Consider the following 18,449-nt stretch of genomic DNA (forward strand, 5'->3'; position numbering starts at 1 on the left):
ATATAAAGCCTAAGGATATCAATGGTGAACAAATCGCTAACTGAGCCTACAGAATCGAGTACACTTCCCCCACGATCATTATCAGAGTCCACTATGTCTCACAACGCTGCTAATTCTTCGATTCGCCAACGGGCGGTATTGCCCTGGATTTGGCAATTTCTTAAGCCCTATCGCCTGCGGGTGGTAGCGGCGATTGTATTTCTGTTGATTGGTTCCTTGGCCTGGCTATCCCTCGGGCAGGGCGTGCGGTTGATGGTGGACGAAGGCTTTATTAAGGATAACGCCCAGCGTCTCAATGAAATTATTCTGTTGGTGCTGCTGATCACCGCCGTGAGTGGCACCGCGGTGTTTTGCCGTTTTTATCTGATGACTTGGCTCGGCGAGCGGGTCAGCGCCGATATAAGGCTGACGGTTTACAATCAACTGCTGAAGTTGTCTCCGGCCTTTTATGCCAAGGTGCGTACCGGTGAGGTGATTTCGCGCTTTACCGCCGACTCTACTCTGCTGCAAACCGTGGTTGGCTCGAGTCTCTCGATGGCGCTGCGCTCCGGTGTGACTGTGATTGGCGGGCTGGCGATGATGGGGATCACTAGCGTGAAGATGACGCTGCTGGTGCTACTGGCCGTGCCTTTGGTGCTGGGGCCTGTCGGTTTCTTTGGTCGAAAAGTGCGAACCTTAGCGCGTGAGAGTCAAGACCGAGTGGCGGATTTAGGGGCCTATGTGGATGAAACCTTACATGAAATCCACACAGTGCAAGCCTATGGCCATGAAGATAAGGACCGCAGTTTGTTCAATGGCCGCGTCGAAGATGTGATGACCGCCGCCAGTGGTCGCATCCGTTACCGCGCCATGTTGATTTCCTCCGTGATGTTTTTAAGTATTGCCGCCATTGCATCTGTGACTTGGGTCGGCGCCCACGATGTGATGTCGGGTAAGATGACGGGTGGTGAACTCTCGGCCTTTATGTTTTATGCCGTGATGGTGGCAGGCGCCGTCGCCACCATTAGTGAAGTCGTTGGTGAAATCCAACGCGCCTCGGGCGCCGCCGAGCGCTTAATCGAACTGGCCGAAAGTGAGGTCGATATTCCTGCGCCACTGGTACCTAAAACGCTGCCCGCGAAAGTGCGTGGCGAGCTGCAACTGCAACAGCTGAATTTTCATTATCCCGAGCAAACTCAGTTAGTGCTCAGCGATTTAGAGCTAACGATAACAGCGGGTGAGCGGGTAGCCTTGGTCGGGCCGAGTGGTGCCGGCAAGAGTACGCTATTTCAGTTATTGCAGCGGTTTTATGTACCGTCTTCGGGCAGCATTCATTTGGATGGGATTGATATTGCTGAGCTTTCACCAAAGGATTTGCGGGCGCAATTTGCGCTTGTACCGCAGGACTCAGTGATTTTTGCTACCAGTGTATTCGAGAATGTGCGCTATGGCCGCGTCGATGCCAGCGAGCAGGAAGTGATTGATGCTTGTATCGCAGCCCGTGCCCATGAGTTTATCAGTGAGTTTAGTGAAGGTTATCAAACCTATTTGGGTGAGCGCGGTGTGCGCTTATCCGGTGGTCAAAAGCAACGTATTGCCATTGCGAGGGCCATTTTAGCCGACAGGCCTATCTTGCTGCTCGACGAGGCGACCAGTGCGCTCGATGCCTTAAGCGAGCAGAAAGTGAAGCAGGCACTCGATGAATTGATGACGGGGAAAACCACGCTGATTATCGCCCATCGCCTCGCCACAGTGATCAATGCGGACCGAATTATCGTGTTCGATAAAGGGCGTATCGTCGCCAGCGGTAAGCACCAAACCCTAATGCAAACCAATGATCTATATCGTGAGTTTGCCAGTTTGCAGCTGCTCACGGATGAGGTGAGTGTGCTTAGCGAGTAAGGTTTGTATGGACAATGTAATATAAATAAAACCCCAGAGTGTTGCTCTGGGGTTTTGTTTTGGATTTAAGATTGCTCAAACGTCACTGATGTTTGCGTATGTTTAAGCCTGATTTTTGAGTTCTCTGCGCAGAATTTTACCCACGGTACTCTTAGGTAGTTGCGGCATAAATTCAATCAACTTGGGCAGCTTGTAGGCGGTGAGTTGCTCGCGGCAGAAGTTAAGAATGGCGGTTTTCATCTGCTCATGGTCTTGGCTGTCATTCTTAAGTACAACAAAGGCTTTGACCGCTTCTCCCGAGTGTTCGTCCTTTACGCCAACCACGGCACATTCAATGATATTCGGATGGCTGGCGAGCACGTTTTCGACCTCATTCGGATAGACGTTAAAGCCGGAGACAATAATCATATCCTTTTTGCGATCAACGATTTGATGGAATCCTTCCTCGTTCAAAATCGCAATATCCCCAGTTTTAAAAAAGCCATCAGCCGTCATCACATTGGCCGTTTCTTGCGGATTATTCCAATAACCTAGCATCACTTGTGGTCCGCGGGCGGCGAGTTCACCGGCTTCTCCTTGCGGGACTTCATTGCCGTTTTCGTCTAACAGTTTGACCTCTGTGCCGAGAACGGGCTTACCGATAGTGCCAATCTTTTGATATCCAGGAGCATTAAGTGAAATTACCGGTGAGGTTTCGGATAACCCATAACCTTCACTGATGGTATTGCCCGTGGTTTGCTGCCAGATATTGGCAGCGGCAGCGGTCAGTGCGGTACCACCCGAAATAGTGATTTTTAAATGACTGAAATCCAGCGCCTTAAATTCGGGCTGATGGCACAGAGCGACAAATAAGGTGTTAAGTCCTGCAAAGCCGGTAAAAGGGTATTTAGCCAGTGTCTTGATTAAGCCACTAATATCACGGGGATTGGGGATTAATACCGAGCAACCACCACATTCAAAATACAGCACCAAGTTCACCATAAAGGCATAGATATGATAAATCGGCAGTGGCGCGACAAAAATATCTTCCCCTTCTGTGATAACACTGCCAATACGGGATTTTACCTGCGCCGCATTGGCGAGCATATTACCGTGGGTCAGCATAGCGCCCTTGGAGAGGCCAGTTGTACCACCAGTATATTGCAGCGCCGCTAAGTCATTTGCTGCGGGAACAAAACGGTTAAAGGGCAACTCTGCCCCTTGTTTTAGCACTTGGCAGAATTCGACATTTTTAAGCCCAGTTTTGGGCTGAACTTGTGGGTCGATAAGATCTAACGGGTGGGTCGAAATCACCAATTCAATCGGTGTGGTCGCAACCACTTTGGCGAGGGTTGGCAGCAGATCCGACAGCACCACTAAGGCCTTAGCACCCGAGTCATTAAACTGATGAATAAGCTCTCGCTCGGTGTAGAGTGGGTTAGTGTTAACTAGGATAAGCCCCGCTCGCAGCGCACCATAGGCGGCGATAACGAACTGGGTAATATTGGGTAATTGAATCGCGATCCGATCGCCTGGTTTTAGGTTAGTGTTATTCTGCAAATAGGCGGCAAAATAGCGTGAATCGCGTTCTATATCATTGAAGCTGCTGGTTTTCCCCAAACAAGCATATGCCGTTTTATCACCAAAGCGTTGGCTAGTGCGTTCGATTAAGTCTATGAGTGATGAGTATCTGCCAAGTTCGAGTTGTGAGTCTTGATCGTATGCCATGCCTAACTACCTCAAATAGGTTTATCGTTGTTATTATTTTAAAATCAAACGAGTGTTTAGATTAGAAGGATTCAACCTATAAGGTCAATGTTTATCGATAAATAATTCTAACCTGCCAGATGCTCTATCTTTATGTTAAAAATAGTGTTTTTACTCTATATGAGCGGAGTAGAGTTAAGTCGTTATTAACTTGGGTATATTTGGGTGTGTTGATGTTATAGGGCATTTTTATAGCGATTGGTAGATGAATTGGGGAAGGAAAAGGACCCGTAATATGGGACATTTTTAAAACCAATAAGACGCTCAATCGATGGCGCCTTATTGGTTGTATAGGGTTAAATGAGAACGTTTAAGCTATGAATTAAGGGCTAAAGAAGCCGGTTTCTTGGCTAACGCTTTGTTCTGGTTTGCTGACATCCGTTACCGAGAATTCGATAATTTTGCGTCCCGCTGGGATTGCATCCTTATCGGCTAATACTGTCACGGGATAATCAGATTGCTCGCCCGGAGCTAGGGTGATGACTGGATCGGCAATTAAACTAAAGGGCACTTCGCTGTTGACCGCGAGTTGATATTGCTTAGTTTGCTGAGTCTTGTTACGGATCTTCAGCTGGTAAGTATTTTCAACTTTGTTATCGGCGGTTTCACGGTATAGGCTTTGCCTGTCGCGGATAACGTTAAGCTGAATTTCACTGCGACTAGAAAGATCTAAACCTATCACAACCAACATAATGACAACGGCGGCGCCGTAACCTAAAAAGCGCGGCGAGCGCCAGTTGGAATGGGCGATACCCTTTAATTCATTTTCGCTGACATAGCTAATTAGATTTTGTTTGTAGTCGAATTTTTGCATGGTTTCATTACAGGCATCGACACAGGCGCCGCAGTTAATACACTCGTATTGGAGGCCTTGGCGAATATCAATCCCCGTCGGGCAGACTTCGACACATAAGTTACAGTCAACGCAATCACCGAGTTCAGTCGGTTGTTTGCGTTTACGTGGGCCGCGCGCTTCGCCGCGTGCGGCATCATAGGTGACGGTTTTGGTGTTGGCATCGAACATCACGGCCTGAAAACGCGCATAGGGACAGCAGTGTAAACACATTTGCTCGCGCATCCAGCCAGCATTTAAGTAAGTACAAATCGCGAAAAACCATACCCAGCAAGTCGTCCAAAAGCCGGCGTTGCCGGTAAAAATATCCAAGTAGAGTTCGCGCGCGGGGATGAAATAACCGATAAATCCACAGCCAGTAATTAAGGCGGCTAATCCCCACAAACCGTGTTTAAGGCTTCTTTTACCGAGTTTATTGGCTGACCATGGCGCCTTATCGAGCAATTTGCGTTTGTTGCTGTTGCCCTCAATCCGGCTCTCGAGCCAGACAAACATAAAAGTCCACGCGGTTTGCGGGCAAAGATAGCCACACCAGACGCGCCCCCAAAACACTGTGATGAAAAACAATCCAAAGGCGGCGGCAATAAATACCCAAGCGAGCAAGGTGAAATCCTGTGGCCAGAGCGTTAGGCCGAAAAAGAAGAACTGCTGCTGACTCACATCCAGCAATATCGCTTGCCGACCATCAAAGGAAATAAAGGGCAGGGCAAAAAACAGCAGCACTAATAGGCTATTCATTGTGGTTCTCAGGCGTTGAAAATAGCCCTTCTGCTCACGGAAATGAATCTGGCCACTGCTTTTATGTGCTGGTTTATCGTCCGCCTGGATATTTTTTACGGGGATAAATTGCTCGGCAGAGGAGCGCTTGGCGTTCTCACTCTGTAGGGTGTCACTCTTGGGCATATGCTGTCCTAACGGCTTAAATAAGATTCGGCTCCCTATAGCAAGCGTTAGGCCAAGAGTTTTTATGATTTAACGTATTGATATTTAATGATTAAATTGGGTTGTGATTTAGCTGGTGTCACGATATATCGCTAATTGGCGATATATCGCGTTTTTAAGGCTATTCTTCCGCAGCGGTTTGGCGTGTAATCCCGAGTTTTTTCATCCGCGATCTGAGTGTACTTGGCGGGACGCCGAGCACATTGGCCGCACCATTGGGGCCCGAAATACGCCAATTGAGTTGCTTTAATGTTTGCTCTATATGTTGCGCTTCCGCCTCGGCCAAGGTTTGTAATGGTGAAGCAGCGGTTTGAGTCTGTAGATGATGCGTAGGCATGGCATGGATATGTAAAATATCCGTTTGGGATAAAATGGCCTCCCGCTCGAGGATATTTTGCAATTCGCGCACATTGCCGGGCCAGCTGTAGGCCATCAGTTTTTGCAGACCTTTTTGGCTTACGCCGCGCAGTTTCTTACCGAGTTTACGGTTTAGGGAATGCAAAATGTGGCTGACAAGCTCGGGCATATCTTCAAGCCTTGCCCTCAGCGGCGGTACTTGAATTGGGAAGACATTCAAACGGTAATAGAGATCCATCCTGAATAAGCCCTGTTCAACGCGCTTGAGTAAATCATGGTGGCTGGCGGCGACTAAGCGAATATCGACCTTAATGGTTTCGCTACCGCCGAGTCGTTCAAAGGATTGCTCTTGGATCACTCGCAGTAACTTAGATTGCGCCTCCAAACTTAATTCGGCCACCTCATCGAGAAACAGTGTGCCTTGATGGGCGAGCTCGAAGCGGCCCTTGCGCTGCTGAGTCGCACCCGTAAAAGCGCCTTTCTCATGGCCAAACAACTCACTCTCTAGCAGTGAGGCTGAAAACGCCGCGCAGTTAACGCTGATCATGGGTTTATCTTTACGGCGACTCAGTTGATGTAAGTTGCGGGCAACAAGTTCTTTGCCTGTGCCATTCTCGCCACAAATCAACACGGTACTGTCGGTATTGGCCACCATATGCAGTTGCTGGATCATATGGCGGATCACCGCGCTACTGCCCGAAATATCCACATCGCCGGTCTTATCGGCTAACTCGGCTTGGAGATAGTGATTCTCGCAGGCAAGTTGCTCCGACAGAGCTTGAACCTGCGCCAAAGCTTGGCGTAGCGACTGCTCTGTTTGTTTCTGAATGCTAATGTCGCGAAATATCGCGACTACGCCGATAAGCTTGTTGTCCCGATAGACGGGCGTAGAGCTGTAATGCACTGGAAAGCTGCTACCATCTTTGCGCCAGAACACATCGTGGGTAATTTCCCTTGCTATCCCATCTTTTAACGTATTGTAGATGGGGCAATCTTCCTGCGGATAATGACTACCATCCGCGTGGCTATGATGATGGCAATTATGGATATTTTTGCCGAGTAACTCTTCATTTTTCCAGCCCGTCATGCGCTCGGCGGCGGGATTGATAAAGACAGCATTACCATTTAAATCAAACCCATAAATGCCTTCGCCCACGGCATTAAGCAGTAACTGATTCTCGGGCAGAAAATGTTTATCTAAGGGCATTGCGGCGGGCTCTATTGATGTCATTCCGTTGATTCCTTAATACGAATGAGTGCCCTAAGTATAACCCCTTGAGTCGTGTCGCGATATATCGTGAGTTTCTCTGTGATGCTTGAAGTGAATGCTTTAGAGGCAAGCTTAGAGGTCTGACCATTAACCTGTTGATAATAAAAAGCTTATATTTTAATCGATCGAAAGTTGTATTTAATGCTGGCGTAAAGGGTTAAATTGTTATAAAAATGTTTCATAAATATCTTTGGCTAAGTTGACCTGAAATAAGTAGGCTTGCCCTTAATACTGGGGATTCACGGCAACGCGGGGATGTTTATTGAAGTACGGTGTGAGTGATCGAGCGAGTTAAATAGCGTTTTGGGGTTAGACGGTTGTTAAGAGTACGGAGCGATTTTCTGCCCACCTTTCCGGAAAATTGCTTTCTACTGATTTGAAGTGTGCAAAAAGGCTGCGATGCAGCCTTTTTTATTGCGCGAGTATTGAGCTTTTCGGCTTCGTTTTTAAATTAAACGCTTACAGTGCTTTTGCCTGCGCTAAGCCATTAAGCACGGCCTCTATGGTGAGTGTTGAAGGCAGCACTATGCCGTTAGGTGCCCTTGGGCCATAAACCTTATTGTAAGGTGTGCCCGGTACGCCTTCATGCTTCATATAACCCGCAATGGTGGAGTCGGCTTCGCTCCAATTTCCCTGCATCAATATAACCTTGTCTGCCATCAGCGCATTCACCACTTGTTCCCTATGCGTGACTTCCGCCTTGTTGGTTTGGCAAATGCTGCACCAATCAGAGGTGATATCCACAAACACTGTGTAGCCATCGGCGACCAGTGGCGCGATTTTTTCAGGTGCCAGCGTGTGCCACTGCAGCTTTTGATAGGCTTGATAATCTTCGCCTTTATGTACAAAACCGATAATTCCGCCTAGGCCGACGGCGAAAAATCCCAACACAAAAATTACCGCCAATGGAATGCATTTACCTTTGCTGCGTTGCCAGATTAACAGGCCTATCGCGCCCACAAGTAATGCGAGAATGACCAAACTGATAAGAGTGATAGTGCCCATAAATGCCTACATAAGTTTTCGATAATCCATTCTATCTTAGCGACTAACAGCTTAAATCTGCGTGAATTTATCCTTTAAAAGCCGATTAAATCTTTGACGCATTCGGTTGCAATTGTGCTTTTGCGCCGAGTGCACAGTCTTTGTAAGCTGGTGCACTAATAAAAAAACACAACATAACCACTACAGAAGGGAAGAATAATTGATGCGAGCGCTAACAGAGAAGCAAACGCCCACAAGGCTGAAATGGGCAAGTGTGTTGCTGCCCTTGTTATTCACTGTGTCCATGGTCGGCCATGCCGAGCCAGCTAAAAAAAGCGATGCCAAAGTGGATAAGCTAGTGCCAGAGGTGGTGACCACTAAGCACAGAATGACGATTCAAAATCAGAAGATCAGTTATCAAGCCATCAGTGGTGAGACCATTTTAGAGGATGATAAGGGGGAGCCTCAGGCCTGCATCTTCTCTATTACGTATTTACGGGATGATGTGCAGGACAGCAGTAAACGCCCGGTCACGTTTATTTTTAACGGTGGCCCAGGTTCTGCCTCGCTGTGGCTGCACATGGGGCTCTTTGGGCCAAAACGTGTGATTGTGCCCGGTGATGCTAAAGATGATGGTGCGGCGCCTTATCGGATAGAAGCCAACGATTACTCATTACTCGATGAATCTGACTTAGTGTTTATCGACCCTGTGGGCACGGGTTTTAGCCGCGCCCTCGGAGAGAAGAAAGGCGCCGATTTTTGGGGCGTGAAAGAAGATGCCCAATCGATTGCTGAGTTTATGCGCCGTTGGTTGATTGAACATAAGCGTTGGAATTCGCCCAAGTATCTGGCGGGTGAAAGCTATGGTACGACGCGAGCCGCAGCATTAGTGGATGAGCTCCAAGGCGGCTGGACCGATATCTCGGTCAATGGCGTGATGCTGATTTCATCGATTCTCGACTTTAGCCACGCCCGCTATCAACCGGGTAATAACCAACCCTACATTGGTTTTTTACCGACCATGGCGGCTACCGCGTTTTATCACAATAAAGTCAGCGATGGCGACAAGGCATTAGGGCTAGAAGCGTTTGTCGAACAGGCGCGTCAATTCGCAATCAAGGATTACGCCCTAGCACTATTACAGGGTAGCCGTTTATCGCAAAGCGATTATCAAAGCGTACGTCAACAGTTGGCGCGTTTTACTGGACTGAGTGAGTCTTACCTCGACCGAGTGAATTTGCGGGTGAGTGCGAGTCGCTATACCAAGGAATTGCTCAGGGATCAGGATTTAACGGTCGGGCGGTTAGACAGCCGCTACACCGGCAAAGATTACGACAGTGGCGGTGATTCGACCGATAATGATCCGTCTGGATATGGTATCGATGGCGCTTATACGGCGGCTATCCACCAATATCTGTATGAGGATTTAGGGGTTAAATTATCGCGTCCCTTCAACGTGCTCTCCACCGATGTTAACCGTGGCTGGAACTGGAATATCAGCGGTAAGCAAATGCATTATGTGAATGTTGCGCCCTATTTAGGGCAGGCGCAGCGCGAGAATAAAGATCTGCGCATTTTTGTTGGTAACGGTTATTTCGATTTTGCGACGCCCTTCTTCGCGACCGAAAATACCTTTGCCGATAATGGTATAGATAATAGCCGCGTCACTATGCATTACTACAAGGCGGGCCACATGATGTATGTGGAGCCCGCATCGCTTGCGCAACTGGTGCAGGATATCCGCGCTTTTTATCATCCTAACGCGGCGAAATGAGAGTGACCGTATTGTTTGGCCAGTGTTAAACTGCCACTCCTGTGAAGGCCCTACTGAGGGCCTTTTTATGCTTTAAAGGGTTAAAAATGAGCTTTAGTACTTGGTTAGGGCTACTGGCGATTTGTTGCTTGGGCGCTATGTCTCCTGGGCCGAGTTTGGCCATGGTGGTGCGTCATACCTTGGGCGGTGGTCGTGGTAAGGGAATCGTTTGCGCTTGGGCGCACTCGATCGGTATTGGCATTTATGCGTTAGTGACGTTATTCGGCCTAGCCGTTGTATTGAAAAAAGCACCATTGATTTTTAATGGGATCGCGATTTTAGGCGCGCTCTATCTCGCATGGATGGGGATCCAAGCATTGCGCTCAAACGGTGGCATGCAGGCAAAACTTGCGGCGGGGGAGGCGACGGATACACTCACGGCGGCGCGCGATGGTATCGCAATTTCCCTCTTCAATCCTAAGATTATGCTGTTCTTTTTAGCGCTGTTTAGTCAGTTTGTTATGGTGGCTGATAGCTTGACGGGTCAAGCGCTTATCGTGTTAACGCCTTTGGTGGTTGATGGGCTTTGGTATACCTTGATTGCCTTACTGTTATCCCATTCGAGCATATTGCCTAAGTTACGGGAAAAAGCGGGACTTATTGATAAACTTTCTGGCGTGGTGCTGATCCTGCTCGCGATACGCGTGGTGTATACCCTCTAACGTATTGCAATACGCATAGAACAATGCGAAGAGAAATACACAGAGATAAAAAACGCCATCTTAGTATGGCGTTTCTTATGGAGTTTTGGCAGACGATGCTTGGCGTTTAGCGCTGGCCCTGTTTTAGGGGTTAACCCTTAAAAATTTGTACCGAATCATCCACAGCACCAGCTTCTTCCTGCATAACGGGTGGATTGGCGATATGGTCGTCTAGGTTGTCGTTCAGCATTTCGCGGTATTCGGCGCTAAACCAGTCGAGTGCGTTGTCTTTTTCTGCGCCTAAATCGGCAGATTTAATCGCGGCTTCAAAGGCATTAAAACGGGCTGCTGCGAAACGCAGTGCCGTGCCGACTTTACCGACATCGCCTTCTTGCTGGCTTAGCTGATTGGCTAGAGCAATAAATTGATCGGCAAGTTCAAAAATCGTGGTGTTGCTGGTATCAGTCATAGCGCTTACTCAAAATAATTTATTGGTGGGGGATTCTAGCCCAATTTGGCAAAGAAGGAATCGCCCGCACTTAACTATTGGGATCCAAGTCCGTTGTGACAGTTCCCGTTCGTGAATCGTAATAGATAGATAATTTATCGTTGGCTCGATAAAAGTAGGTACATTGATTCGGATTGATATAACTCGCTTTGTAGTCTGTTTCGGTGGCATCGACATTGAGTCGTGAAACACTTGGTTGTGAGTTTTGGAACAGCACTTCCCATACCGAAACACAGTCTTCAACATTGTCTAAAGCCGGTGATGCCTCGTTACCATAAATATAGTGCTGTGCAGGCCAGCCGTTGGCATTAAAATCCACTTGCTCGGATTGTGCTGAACCGAATACGGGTAAATCTTCCTTTGGACCCGAACCGACTTTTACAGCCCATACTGAGCGGGCAAGATTCAAGCCCGATTTAAACCCAGCTCCCGCAGCTTTGACTGTGGCTATTTGTGCATCTTGCTGCACATTAATAAATTTAGGCAGTGCCACCACGGCTAATACCCCAAGCACAAGAATCACAACCACAAGTTCGATGAGGGTAAAGCCTGCACTGTGCGCTTTTAGGCGGTTATTGGTCATTTAAATCAATTGATAAACGATAAAGACAGACACTATAGCACTTTGTTAGTCGCATTTTAACTTGAGATAGAGCCAATTCTGGCGAATTCAACACCTAGTTAACTTGTCATGTCTCTCTATCACTTTTAAGCTAGCGGCATTGTAATCCAAGCAAGAGAAACAGATTTTGGCGACTTGGCAGGAATTTATAGACCATCAACGTGCTCAACCCTATTACCAGCAGTTGATTGCTTTTGTGAATCAAGAGCGAGCTTCGGGAAAGGTGATTTATCCCCCCAAGGAGGATGTGTTCAATGCCTTTAAGACTACCCCTTTGGAAAAGGTGCGTGTGGTACTTATTGGTCAAGATCCTTACCATGGCCCTGATCAAGCCCACGGTCTGTGTTTTTCGGTTAAGCGAGGCATTAAACCGCCGCCATCGCTGGCCAATATGTATAAAGAATTGGTCAACGATATTCCCGGTTTTCAAATCCCTAACCATGGCGATTTAACTCAATGGGCGGAGCAGGGGATCTTAATGCTTAATACCGTACTAACGGTGGAGCAGGGGCAAGCACATTCCCATGCTAATGCGGGCTGGGAAACCTTTACCACTGAGGCGTTAAAGCTGCTTAATGCGCAGCAGCGGCCGATTATTTTTGTCCTTTGGGGAAGCCATGCCATTAAAAAAGGGGCGGTGATTACTGCGCCACAGCATCAAATTCTATCGGGGCCGCATCCGTCACCGCTGTCGGCCTATCGCGGCTTCTTTGGTTGCGGGCATTTTTCTAAAGTGAACCAACTGCTGATGGCACGGGGCGAAGCGCCGATCCAATGGCAGGTTTAATACGATTGGTATAAGTTCACTTTGATAAAGAACGTTAAAAATAAAAAGGCCTTGCTAAGCAAGGCCTTTTTATGGGGTTATCGCTGCCAATTAGTGGTTGCGGTCAACGGAGATTTTTGCCAGCGAAATTAATGCGGTTTTGAAGTCACTGTCGGGTAATACCGCCAATGCCGCAATCGCCTTGTTGGATTCTTCAATGGCTTTTTGCTGAGTGTAAGTGAGCGCGCCGCAGTGATGCAGAGCGGCTACAATTTTCTCAATGGCGTGGGTGCCATCACCTTGCTCAATCGCTTGACGAATGAGTTGCTGCTCTTCTTCTGTGCCATGGGCAATGGCATAAATCAGCGGTAAGGTTGGCTTACCTTCGGCGAGGTCATCACCGATGTTTTTACCTAACTCTTCACTGTCGGCGGTGTAGTCGAGCAAATCGTCGGTGAGCTGGAAGGCTGTACCTAAAAACTTACCATAGTCGCCCAATGCGGCTTCTTGCTCGGGTGTGGCGCCGGCTAATACGGCGGCCAGTAACGTGGCGGCTTCGAATAGCTTAGCGGTCTTGCAATAGATCACCCGCATATAGCTTTCTTCGGTAGTATCTGGGTCATTACAGTTCATTAGCTGTAATACTTCGCCCTCGGCCAATACGTTGGTGGTGTCGGCTAATACACGTAATACGCGCATGCTGTCGAGTTCGGTCATCATTTGGAATGAGCGGGTATAAAGAAAATCACCCACTAATACACTGGCGCTGTTACCAAAAAGAGCATTGGCGGTTTCGCGGCCGCGTCTGAGGGTCGATTCATCGACCACATCATCGTGCAATAATGAAGCGGTATGAATAAATTCAATAATCGCGGCAAGCTTAAGGTGGGCTTCACCTTGGTAGTCGACGGCGCGTGCTGCGAGGACGGACAGTAAAGGACGAAGACGTTTACCACCACCATTAATAATGTAGAAACCTAACTGGTTTATCAGGGCGACATCTGACTCCAGCTGTTTATAGATCAGCTGATTGACTGCTTGCATATCAGTGTCAGCCAGTTGACGAATAGCGTTTAAATCCATAATAGACTCTGGTTGTGGGGCCATTACGTACCCGGCCTCTATTTTAGGCTCACGTGTTATATAGAATGAATTTTACCTAAAATTCCGACATATGACAGTACTCACACTACTAATGTGCGAGTTATTCCGGCCTTTTTTTATTCTTTCCTAATTAGGGCTTGCCAGATAAGGATTCTTCGCGTAAACTCCGCGCCCATTGTCAATAAAGTTTTTGTAGCACCCTGCCTCCCATAGTGTGAGCCAGCGTGTTAGGAATATCGGAGTAAAATAGCTATGTACGCTGTTTTTCAAAGTGGTGGTAAACAACACCGTGTAGCCCCAGGCCACACAGTTCGTTTAGAAAAATTAGAAGTTGCTACTGGTTCAACTGTTGAATTCGATCAAGTATTACTGATCGCTGACGGTGAAAAAGTGCACGTTGGTGCTCCTTTAGTAGCTGGCGGTAAAGTCGTTGCTGAAGTAGTAAGTCATGGTCGTGGCGAGAAAGTAACTATCGTTAAGTTCCGTCGTCGTAAGCACCACGACAAGAAGTTGGGCCACCGTCAGTGGTTCACCGAAGTTAAAATTACTGCTATCAACGCATAATAGGAGTCTAACTCATGGCACATAAAAAAGCTGGCGGTTCTACTCGTAACGGCCGTGATTCAGAAAGTAAACGTCTTGGTGTTAAGCGCTTTGGCGGTGAATCAGTTCTAGCTGGTAACATTATCGTTCGTCAACGTGGTACTAAATTCCACGCTGGTGTAAACGTGGGTATTGGTCGTGACCACACTCTGTTTGCTCTGACTGACGGTAAAGTAAAATTCGAAGTTAAAGGTCCTAATAACCGTAAGTTTATTAGCATCGAAGCTTAATTTTCGAGTCTAGCTTATACTGTAAAGCCCCGCCTTTGGTGGGGCTTTCTGTTTTTTATGCTTCTATTTACCTGCGTTTCTGGTGAGTTTGGTAAATCTTTATCAAATTGAGGGCGTTGGCTGGTAAGATTGGGAGCAAGTATCTCGAGTTTTTTGGCGACCGATGAAGTTAAACGGTATAATTCCTTCATTCAGTGATGCCAGGAGTAAGTATGAAGTTTGTCGATGAGGCAGTAATTAGGGTCGAAGCAGGCGACGGCGGTAGCGGTTGTGTGAGTTTCAGACGCGAAAAATATATCCCTGATGGTGGTCCTGATGGTGGTGATGGTGGCGATGGTGGCAGTGTCTATCTGCAGGCCGATGAAAACCACAACACCCTGATTGAATACCGATTTGAACGTTTTCACATGGCTGAGCGCGGTGAAAATGGCCGAGGCCGTGACTGTACTGGCCATAGCGGTAAAGATTTGATTTTAAAAGTGCCTGTGGGTACGCGTGCTATTGATGATGAGACCGAGGAAGTCCTCGGCGATTTAACCACCCATGGCCAAAAGCTATTAGTGGCTAAAGGCGGATTTCACGGCTTAGGCAACACGCGCTTTAAGAGCAGTACTAACCGTGCGCCACGTCAAAAGACCTTAGGTACTCCGGGTGAAGTCCGTAGCCTGAAATTAGAGCTGCTGTTGTTAGCCGACGTTGGCTTGCTGGGTATGCCTAACGCGGGTAAGTCGACCTTTATTCGTGCCGTATCACGTGCAACGCCAAAGGTTGCCGATTACCCCTTCACGACGTTAGTGCCTAACCTCGGTGTGGTTAACCCTCGCCCTGGTCAAAGCTTTGTGATCGCCGATATTCCTGGTTTGATCGAAGGCGCGGCAGAAGGCGCAGGTCTGGGTATTCGCTTCTTAAAGCACTTAGAACGTTGCCGTATTCTGTTACATATCATCGATATCGAGCCCATTGATGGCACAGATCCTGTGGATTCTGCCCGTGCGATCGTCGGTGAACTTGAAAAATATTCGCCAAAATTGGCGAGCAAGCCACGTTGGTTAGTCTTTAACAAGGCTGATTTGCTGCTCGAAGATGAGCTGAAAGAGAAAGTGGATCGCGTAGTTAAGGAACTAGGTTGGGAAGGTGAGGTTTATACCATTTCTGCCTATAGCCGCGATGGCACTAAAGAATTAGCGACCAAGCTGCTGGACTTCATCCAAAGTCTTCCACCGGAAGATAAAGATGCGAACCCAGATGCAGAGGTTGAGTTCAAGTGGGACAATTATCATCAAGCCAACATTGATGCGATCAATGAAGACTATGACGATGAATTCGACGATGACTTTGATGATGACGACTACGATGTAGAAGTGATCTACCAAAGATAATATCCCTATCTAAGTTTTGAGAGTCCCGTGTACGCAGATACTCAAAATGACATTACTCGGCAGGTTGTGCGTGTCGCACAACTGCTACTGGCCTACGGTGCTGAATCTGATTTAGTTGAAGAAATCAGTCAGCGCCTGGGTCAGGCCTTAGGATTGGCAAGTGTTGAGCTTTCCATCTCCTCTAATTCCCTCGTGTTAACCAGTTTAGTGCATGGTCGTTGTATCACGACAACGCGTCGGATCCGCGAGCATGGCATCAATATGACCATAGTCTGCGAGTTGCAGCGCATCTGTTTATTGACGGAAAAAGGTCTCTATGGTCCCAACGAAGTGCGTAAACGCCTAGCGCGGATTGAACCTAAGACCTATCCACCATATTTGGTTGTATTGATGATAGGTCTGTCCTGTGCAAGCTTCTGCCATCTATTTAATGGTGATGTCGCCGCATCAATCATCACTTTTTTTGCCTCAGCAGTGGGGATGTCGGTGCGCCTTGCGATCGCCAAGCGGCATTTTAATTTGCTGGTTAATTTTGCGGTGACGGCATTTGTCACCAGCTTATTGGCGCAGACGGGTTATGTGTTTAACTTGAGTGAGACTCCGCAGGCGGCCATGGCGGCCAGTGTGTTGATGCTGGTGCCGGGTTTTCCGATGATCAATGCGATTTCTGATATGGTCAAAGGCCATATGAACGTGGGGATTTCTCGCTGGGGTCATGCCACCTTGCTTACAGTGTCATCCGTTATTGGTATCACCATTGCGATGCAGCTAGGGGGGATCTTCCTATGATCGCCTTATTGTGGACGCTATTACACGATGCCTTTTTCTCAGCAATTCCCGCTGTAGGCTTTGCCATGGTGTTTAACGTGCCGAAACGTTTCTTACCCTACTGCGCGCTTGCAGGCGCCATAGGGCACAGCTCACGCACGTTAATGCTGCAATTTGGCTTGCCTATCGAATGGGCGACCTTTGCCGCCGCGGCTTTAGTGGGGACTATCACTATCGGCTTTGCCAAGCGTCACCTCGCGCCGCCCTTGATGTATGCCGTTGCGGCGATTATCCCGATGATCCCTGGGACCTACGCTTTTAATACCGTAATAGCCCTAGTGCAATTAACGGCGCAGTCGCAGGTTAGCCAAGAGCTCACCGGACAAGTGATCAGTAACGGCTTAAAAACCGTGTTTATTTTAGGCGCGCTGTCGGTGGGCCTTGCTTTACCAAGTCTGCTGTATTTTAGAACCCGCCCTGTTATTCAATAAAAACAATACCAAAGGAGTGCCCATGCGCATTGCTATGATAGCCGCGATGGCAAACAATCGAGTCATTGGAAAAGACAATAAAATGCCATGGCATCTGCCCGAAGATTTACGCCACTTTAAAGCCATGACCTTAGGTAAACCTGTGGTAATGGGGCGTAAAACCTTCGAGTCCATCGGTCGCCCTTTACCTGGACGCCACAATATTGTGATTTCTCGCCAAGCGGATTTACAGATTGAAGGCGTGACCTGCGTGACCTCGTTCGAAGACGCTAAACTGGCTGCCGGTGATTGTGAAGAGTTGGTCGTTATCGGCGGTGGACAATTGTATCAGCAATTATTACCTCAAGCTGACAGGCTATACCTCACTCAAATTAATCTGGATGTTGAAGGAGATACCTTTTTCCCCTCATGGGATAGCGATAAATGGCTAGAAACAGAATCCTTAACTAGTATAAATGCTGATGGGTTGGAATATCGCTTTATCAATTTGACAAAAAAATGTTAAATTACGTTGTTCTGTTGTGTACCCTGTGCGTATGGATTGTCAATATGTCTAAGGTATTAGATCCGATAGGCCTGACTTAGTTGAGATAGCGGTATTTTACGGCTTTTTTACTGATGACTCCTAGGAGGCCGATATCCGCTAGAGATAGACGCAAACCATACAAAACATAATAAAACTATAAGAAAGTATTAAGGAGTATCGGATGCGTCTTATGCCCGTAGCTTTGGCTGCACTCATTGGATTTAGCTATGTTTCTGTGCCTACCACGGCGAAAGCTGCTGAAGCAGATCCACTGGTCGCAAGTATTTGTGATTACGTAAAAGCCAATGATAAAAACCGTCTACGTAAAAAACTAAAAGAAAGCCGTGTTAAATTACGCCAAGTGTACAGTGGGATTAGCTGTGATGGTCAAAGCTTATTGCGTACTGCCTATGCAGCAAATGCGAATGATGCGGGTGAGTTTGTGGCCAAGCGTTTATCTGTCAATGAACTCAGCGTACCAGAAGCCGATGGCATGACGATTCAAGCATGGGCTGAAGCGAATGGCCATGGCGCGAGTCCTATCACTGCTGCGGTGAAAGAGCGTTTAGGCGCAGCGGCTGGCGGTGAAGAAGAGTAATCATCTATTCCATCATTTTTAGTGTGTTTTTACACAGTAAAAGAATGATGCTTAAAATGCCGAACTGAGTTCGGCATTTTTTATAGGCGTCGTTTAGTTAGTTTTTGCCAAATATCCTGTATTGATATTGAGTTGGATGTTGATTGCCGAGTTCCTGTGTATTGCCACTGCTACCTGCTTTAATACCAATCGGATTAAATATCTGTTCATTCAGCGGGAGTTAAACGGGCTTTAGACAAGGCGAAGGCTTGAAGGCATAGTGGCGCTCTGTTGAAAGTCATAACTGCGGGATAGCTTAAAAGCCAAGCGAAAGCACAGGCATAAGCGCAAGCCAAAGAAAAGGGCCGCTATTGCGACCCTGTTTATA

General features: G+C 47.7%; 18 protein-coding genes and 1 pseudogene. 11 read left to right on the top strand and 8 right to left on the bottom strand.

Features of this window, described 5'->3' with window-relative positions; all coding sequences use genetic code 11:
- The first annotated feature begins 93 nt into the window (after positions 1 to 93).
- A complete protein-coding gene (locus EYR25_RS11280) occupies positions 94 to 1,881 on the top strand; it encodes an ABC transporter ATP-binding protein/permease (protein ID WP_133180159.1) in 1,788 nt (595 codons plus the stop codon).
- A gap of 102 nt (positions 1,882 to 1,983) precedes the next feature.
- Here the strand turns inward: EYR25_RS11280 and EYR25_RS11285 are convergent, their stop codons facing one another.
- The 4 genes from EYR25_RS11285 to EYR25_RS11300 all read right to left on the bottom strand — a co-directional run bounded on the left by EYR25_RS11285 (position 1,984) and on the right by EYR25_RS11300 (position 8,054).
- Positions 1,984 to 3,588, bottom strand: coding sequence for a long-chain-fatty-acid--CoA ligase (locus tag EYR25_RS11285; RefSeq protein WP_133180161.1), 1,605 nt, complete (start codon positions 3,586 to 3,588; stop codon positions 1,984 to 1,986).
- Between the two features lie 361 nt (positions 3,589 to 3,949).
- Positions 3,950 to 5,383, bottom strand: coding sequence for a cytochrome c oxidase accessory protein CcoG (gene ccoG / locus EYR25_RS11290; protein ID WP_133180163.1), 1,434 nt, complete (start codon positions 5,381 to 5,383; stop codon positions 3,950 to 3,952).
- Positions 5,384 to 5,543: 160 nt separating this feature from the next.
- Positions 5,544 to 7,010 (bottom strand): sigma-54 interaction domain-containing protein, encoded by a 1,467-nt coding sequence (locus tag EYR25_RS11295; protein WP_133180165.1) that lies wholly within the window; start codon positions 7,008 to 7,010, stop codon positions 5,544 to 5,546.
- A 498-nt stretch (positions 7,011 to 7,508) separates the two neighbouring features.
- Positions 7,509 to 8,054 (bottom strand): thioredoxin family protein, encoded by a 546-nt coding sequence (locus EYR25_RS11300; RefSeq protein WP_023269049.1) that lies wholly within the window; start codon positions 8,052 to 8,054, stop codon positions 7,509 to 7,511.
- Positions 8,055 to 8,256: 202 nt separating this feature from the next.
- Here EYR25_RS11300 and EYR25_RS11305 point away from each other — a divergent pair, with 202 nt between their 5' ends.
- Positions 8,257 to 9,807 carry a S10 family peptidase gene (locus tag EYR25_RS11305; protein WP_243729970.1) on the top strand — a complete coding sequence of 517 codons (1,551 nt, stop codon included), beginning with the start codon at positions 8,257 to 8,259 and terminating at the stop codon, positions 9,805 to 9,807.
- A gap of 86 nt (positions 9,808 to 9,893) precedes the next feature.
- The gene (locus EYR25_RS11310) at positions 9,894 to 10,508 is read left to right on the top strand and encodes a LysE family translocator (protein WP_133180169.1); all 615 of its coding nucleotides are present in this window, start codon (positions 9,894 to 9,896) and stop codon (positions 10,506 to 10,508) included.
- Between the two features lie 130 nt (positions 10,509 to 10,638).
- On the opposite strand, the gene EYR25_RS11315 is transcribed toward EYR25_RS11310, so the two are convergent.
- Positions 10,639 to 10,956 (bottom strand): DUF3144 domain-containing protein, encoded by a 318-nt coding sequence (locus tag EYR25_RS11315; protein ID WP_023269052.1) that lies wholly within the window; start codon positions 10,954 to 10,956, stop codon positions 10,639 to 10,641.
- Positions 10,957 to 11,026: 70 nt separating this feature from the next.
- Positions 11,027 to 11,578, bottom strand: a complete 552-nt coding sequence (locus tag EYR25_RS11320) for a prepilin-type N-terminal cleavage/methylation domain-containing protein (RefSeq protein WP_023269053.1) — start codon at positions 11,576 to 11,578, stop codon at positions 11,027 to 11,029.
- A 166-nt stretch (positions 11,579 to 11,744) separates the two neighbouring features.
- On the opposite strand from EYR25_RS11320, the gene ung reads away from it, so the two are divergent.
- Complete coding sequence (gene ung / locus EYR25_RS11325; RefSeq protein ID WP_133180172.1) at positions 11,745 to 12,404, top strand: uracil-DNA glycosylase; 660 nt, start codon at positions 11,745 to 11,747, stop codon at positions 12,402 to 12,404.
- Between the two features lie 90 nt (positions 12,405 to 12,494).
- Here the strand turns inward: ung and ispB are convergent, their stop codons facing one another.
- Complete coding sequence (gene ispB / locus EYR25_RS11330; protein ID WP_039978538.1) at positions 12,495 to 13,466, bottom strand: octaprenyl diphosphate synthase; 972 nt, start codon at positions 13,464 to 13,466, stop codon at positions 12,495 to 12,497.
- Between the two features lie 273 nt (positions 13,467 to 13,739).
- Here ispB and rplU point away from each other — a divergent pair, with 273 nt between their 5' ends.
- From rplU to EYR25_RS11365, 7 genes are all read left to right on the top strand, one after another.
- Positions 13,740 to 14,051 carry a 50S ribosomal protein L21 gene (rplU, locus tag EYR25_RS11335; RefSeq protein WP_011073451.1) on the top strand — a complete coding sequence of 104 codons (312 nt, stop codon included), beginning with the start codon at positions 13,740 to 13,742 and terminating at the stop codon, positions 14,049 to 14,051.
- Between the two features lie 14 nt (positions 14,052 to 14,065).
- Positions 14,066 to 14,320 carry a 50S ribosomal protein L27 gene (gene rpmA, locus EYR25_RS11340; RefSeq protein ID WP_007650346.1) on the top strand — a complete coding sequence of 85 codons (255 nt, stop codon included), beginning with the start codon at positions 14,066 to 14,068 and terminating at the stop codon, positions 14,318 to 14,320.
- 212 nt (positions 14,321 to 14,532) lie between these two features.
- A complete protein-coding gene (gene cgtA / locus EYR25_RS11345; protein WP_023267951.1) occupies positions 14,533 to 15,699 on the top strand; it encodes an Obg family GTPase CgtA in 1,167 nt (388 codons plus the stop codon).
- A gap of 27 nt (positions 15,700 to 15,726) precedes the next feature.
- On the top strand, positions 15,727 to 16,488 hold the full coding sequence (locus EYR25_RS11350; RefSeq protein WP_023267950.1) for a threonine/serine exporter family protein: 762 nt from the start codon (positions 15,727 to 15,729) through the stop codon (positions 16,486 to 16,488).
- Positions 16,485 to 16,958, top strand: coding sequence for a threonine/serine exporter family protein (locus EYR25_RS11355; RefSeq protein WP_011621694.1), 474 nt, complete (start codon positions 16,485 to 16,487; stop codon positions 16,956 to 16,958). The genes EYR25_RS11350 and EYR25_RS11355 overlap by 4 nt, the downstream gene beginning before the upstream one ends.
- 22 nt (positions 16,959 to 16,980) lie before the next feature.
- On the top strand, positions 16,981 to 17,463 hold the full coding sequence (gene folA / locus EYR25_RS11360) for a type 3 dihydrofolate reductase (RefSeq protein WP_023267949.1): 483 nt from the start codon (positions 16,981 to 16,983) through the stop codon (positions 17,461 to 17,463).
- A gap of 202 nt (positions 17,464 to 17,665) precedes the next feature.
- Positions 17,666 to 18,082 (top strand): DUF3718 domain-containing protein, encoded by a 417-nt coding sequence (locus EYR25_RS11365; protein ID WP_023267948.1) that lies wholly within the window; start codon positions 17,666 to 17,668, stop codon positions 18,080 to 18,082.
- Between the two features lie 97 nt (positions 18,083 to 18,179).
- On the opposite strand, the pseudogene EYR25_RS21360 reads toward EYR25_RS11365, so the two are convergent.
- Positions 18,180 to 18,359, bottom strand: a pseudogene (locus EYR25_RS21360) (hypothetical protein); the annotation flags it as partial.
- Between the last annotated feature and the right edge of the window lie 90 nt (positions 18,360 to 18,449).

The sequence above is a fragment of the Shewanella decolorationis genome, from assembly GCF_004354305.1.
In the GTDB taxonomy this organism is placed as follows: Bacteria; Pseudomonadota; Gammaproteobacteria; order Enterobacterales; family Shewanellaceae; genus Shewanella; species Shewanella decolorationis.

Excerpts from the sequence above, each read along its gene's own strand:
- EYR25_RS11280 (WP_133180159.1), top strand. The coding sequence starts at position 94 with ATGTCTCACAACGCTGCTAATTCTTCGATTCGCCAACGGGCGGTATTG.
- EYR25_RS11285 (WP_133180161.1), bottom strand. The coding sequence starts at position 3,588 with ATGGCATACGATCAAGACTCACAACTCGAACTTGGCAGATACTCATCA.
- ccoG (WP_133180163.1), bottom strand. The coding sequence starts at position 5,383 with ATGCCCAAGAGTGACACCCTACAGAGTGAGAACGCCAAGCGCTCCTCT.
- EYR25_RS11295 (WP_133180165.1), bottom strand. The coding sequence starts at position 7,010 with ATGACATCAATAGAGCCCGCCGCAATGCCCTTAGATAAACATTTTCTG.
- EYR25_RS11300 (WP_023269049.1), bottom strand. The coding sequence starts at position 8,054 with ATGGGCACTATCACTCTTATCAGTTTGGTCATTCTCGCATTACTTGTG.
- EYR25_RS11305 (WP_243729970.1), top strand. The coding sequence starts at position 8,257 with ATGCGAGCGCTAACAGAGAAGCAAACGCCCACAAGGCTGAAATGGGCA.
- EYR25_RS11310 (WP_133180169.1), top strand. The coding sequence starts at position 9,894 with ATGAGCTTTAGTACTTGGTTAGGGCTACTGGCGATTTGTTGCTTGGGC.
- EYR25_RS11315 (WP_023269052.1), bottom strand. The coding sequence starts at position 10,956 with ATGACTGATACCAGCAACACCACGATTTTTGAACTTGCCGATCAATTT.
- EYR25_RS11320 (WP_023269053.1), bottom strand. The coding sequence starts at position 11,578 with ATGACCAATAACCGCCTAAAAGCGCACAGTGCAGGCTTTACCCTCATC.
- ispB (WP_039978538.1), bottom strand. The coding sequence starts at position 13,466 with ATGGATTTAAACGCTATTCGTCAACTGGCTGACACTGATATGCAAGCA.
- rplU (WP_011073451.1), top strand. The coding sequence starts at position 13,740 with ATGTACGCTGTTTTTCAAAGTGGTGGTAAACAACACCGTGTAGCCCCA.
- rpmA (WP_007650346.1), top strand. The coding sequence starts at position 14,066 with ATGGCACATAAAAAAGCTGGCGGTTCTACTCGTAACGGCCGTGATTCA.
- cgtA (WP_023267951.1), top strand. The coding sequence starts at position 14,533 with ATGAAGTTTGTCGATGAGGCAGTAATTAGGGTCGAAGCAGGCGACGGC.
- EYR25_RS11355 (WP_011621694.1), top strand. The coding sequence starts at position 16,485 with ATGATCGCCTTATTGTGGACGCTATTACACGATGCCTTTTTCTCAGCA.
- folA (WP_023267949.1), top strand. The coding sequence starts at position 16,981 with ATGCGCATTGCTATGATAGCCGCGATGGCAAACAATCGAGTCATTGGA.
- EYR25_RS11365 (WP_023267948.1), top strand. The coding sequence starts at position 17,666 with ATGCGTCTTATGCCCGTAGCTTTGGCTGCACTCATTGGATTTAGCTAT.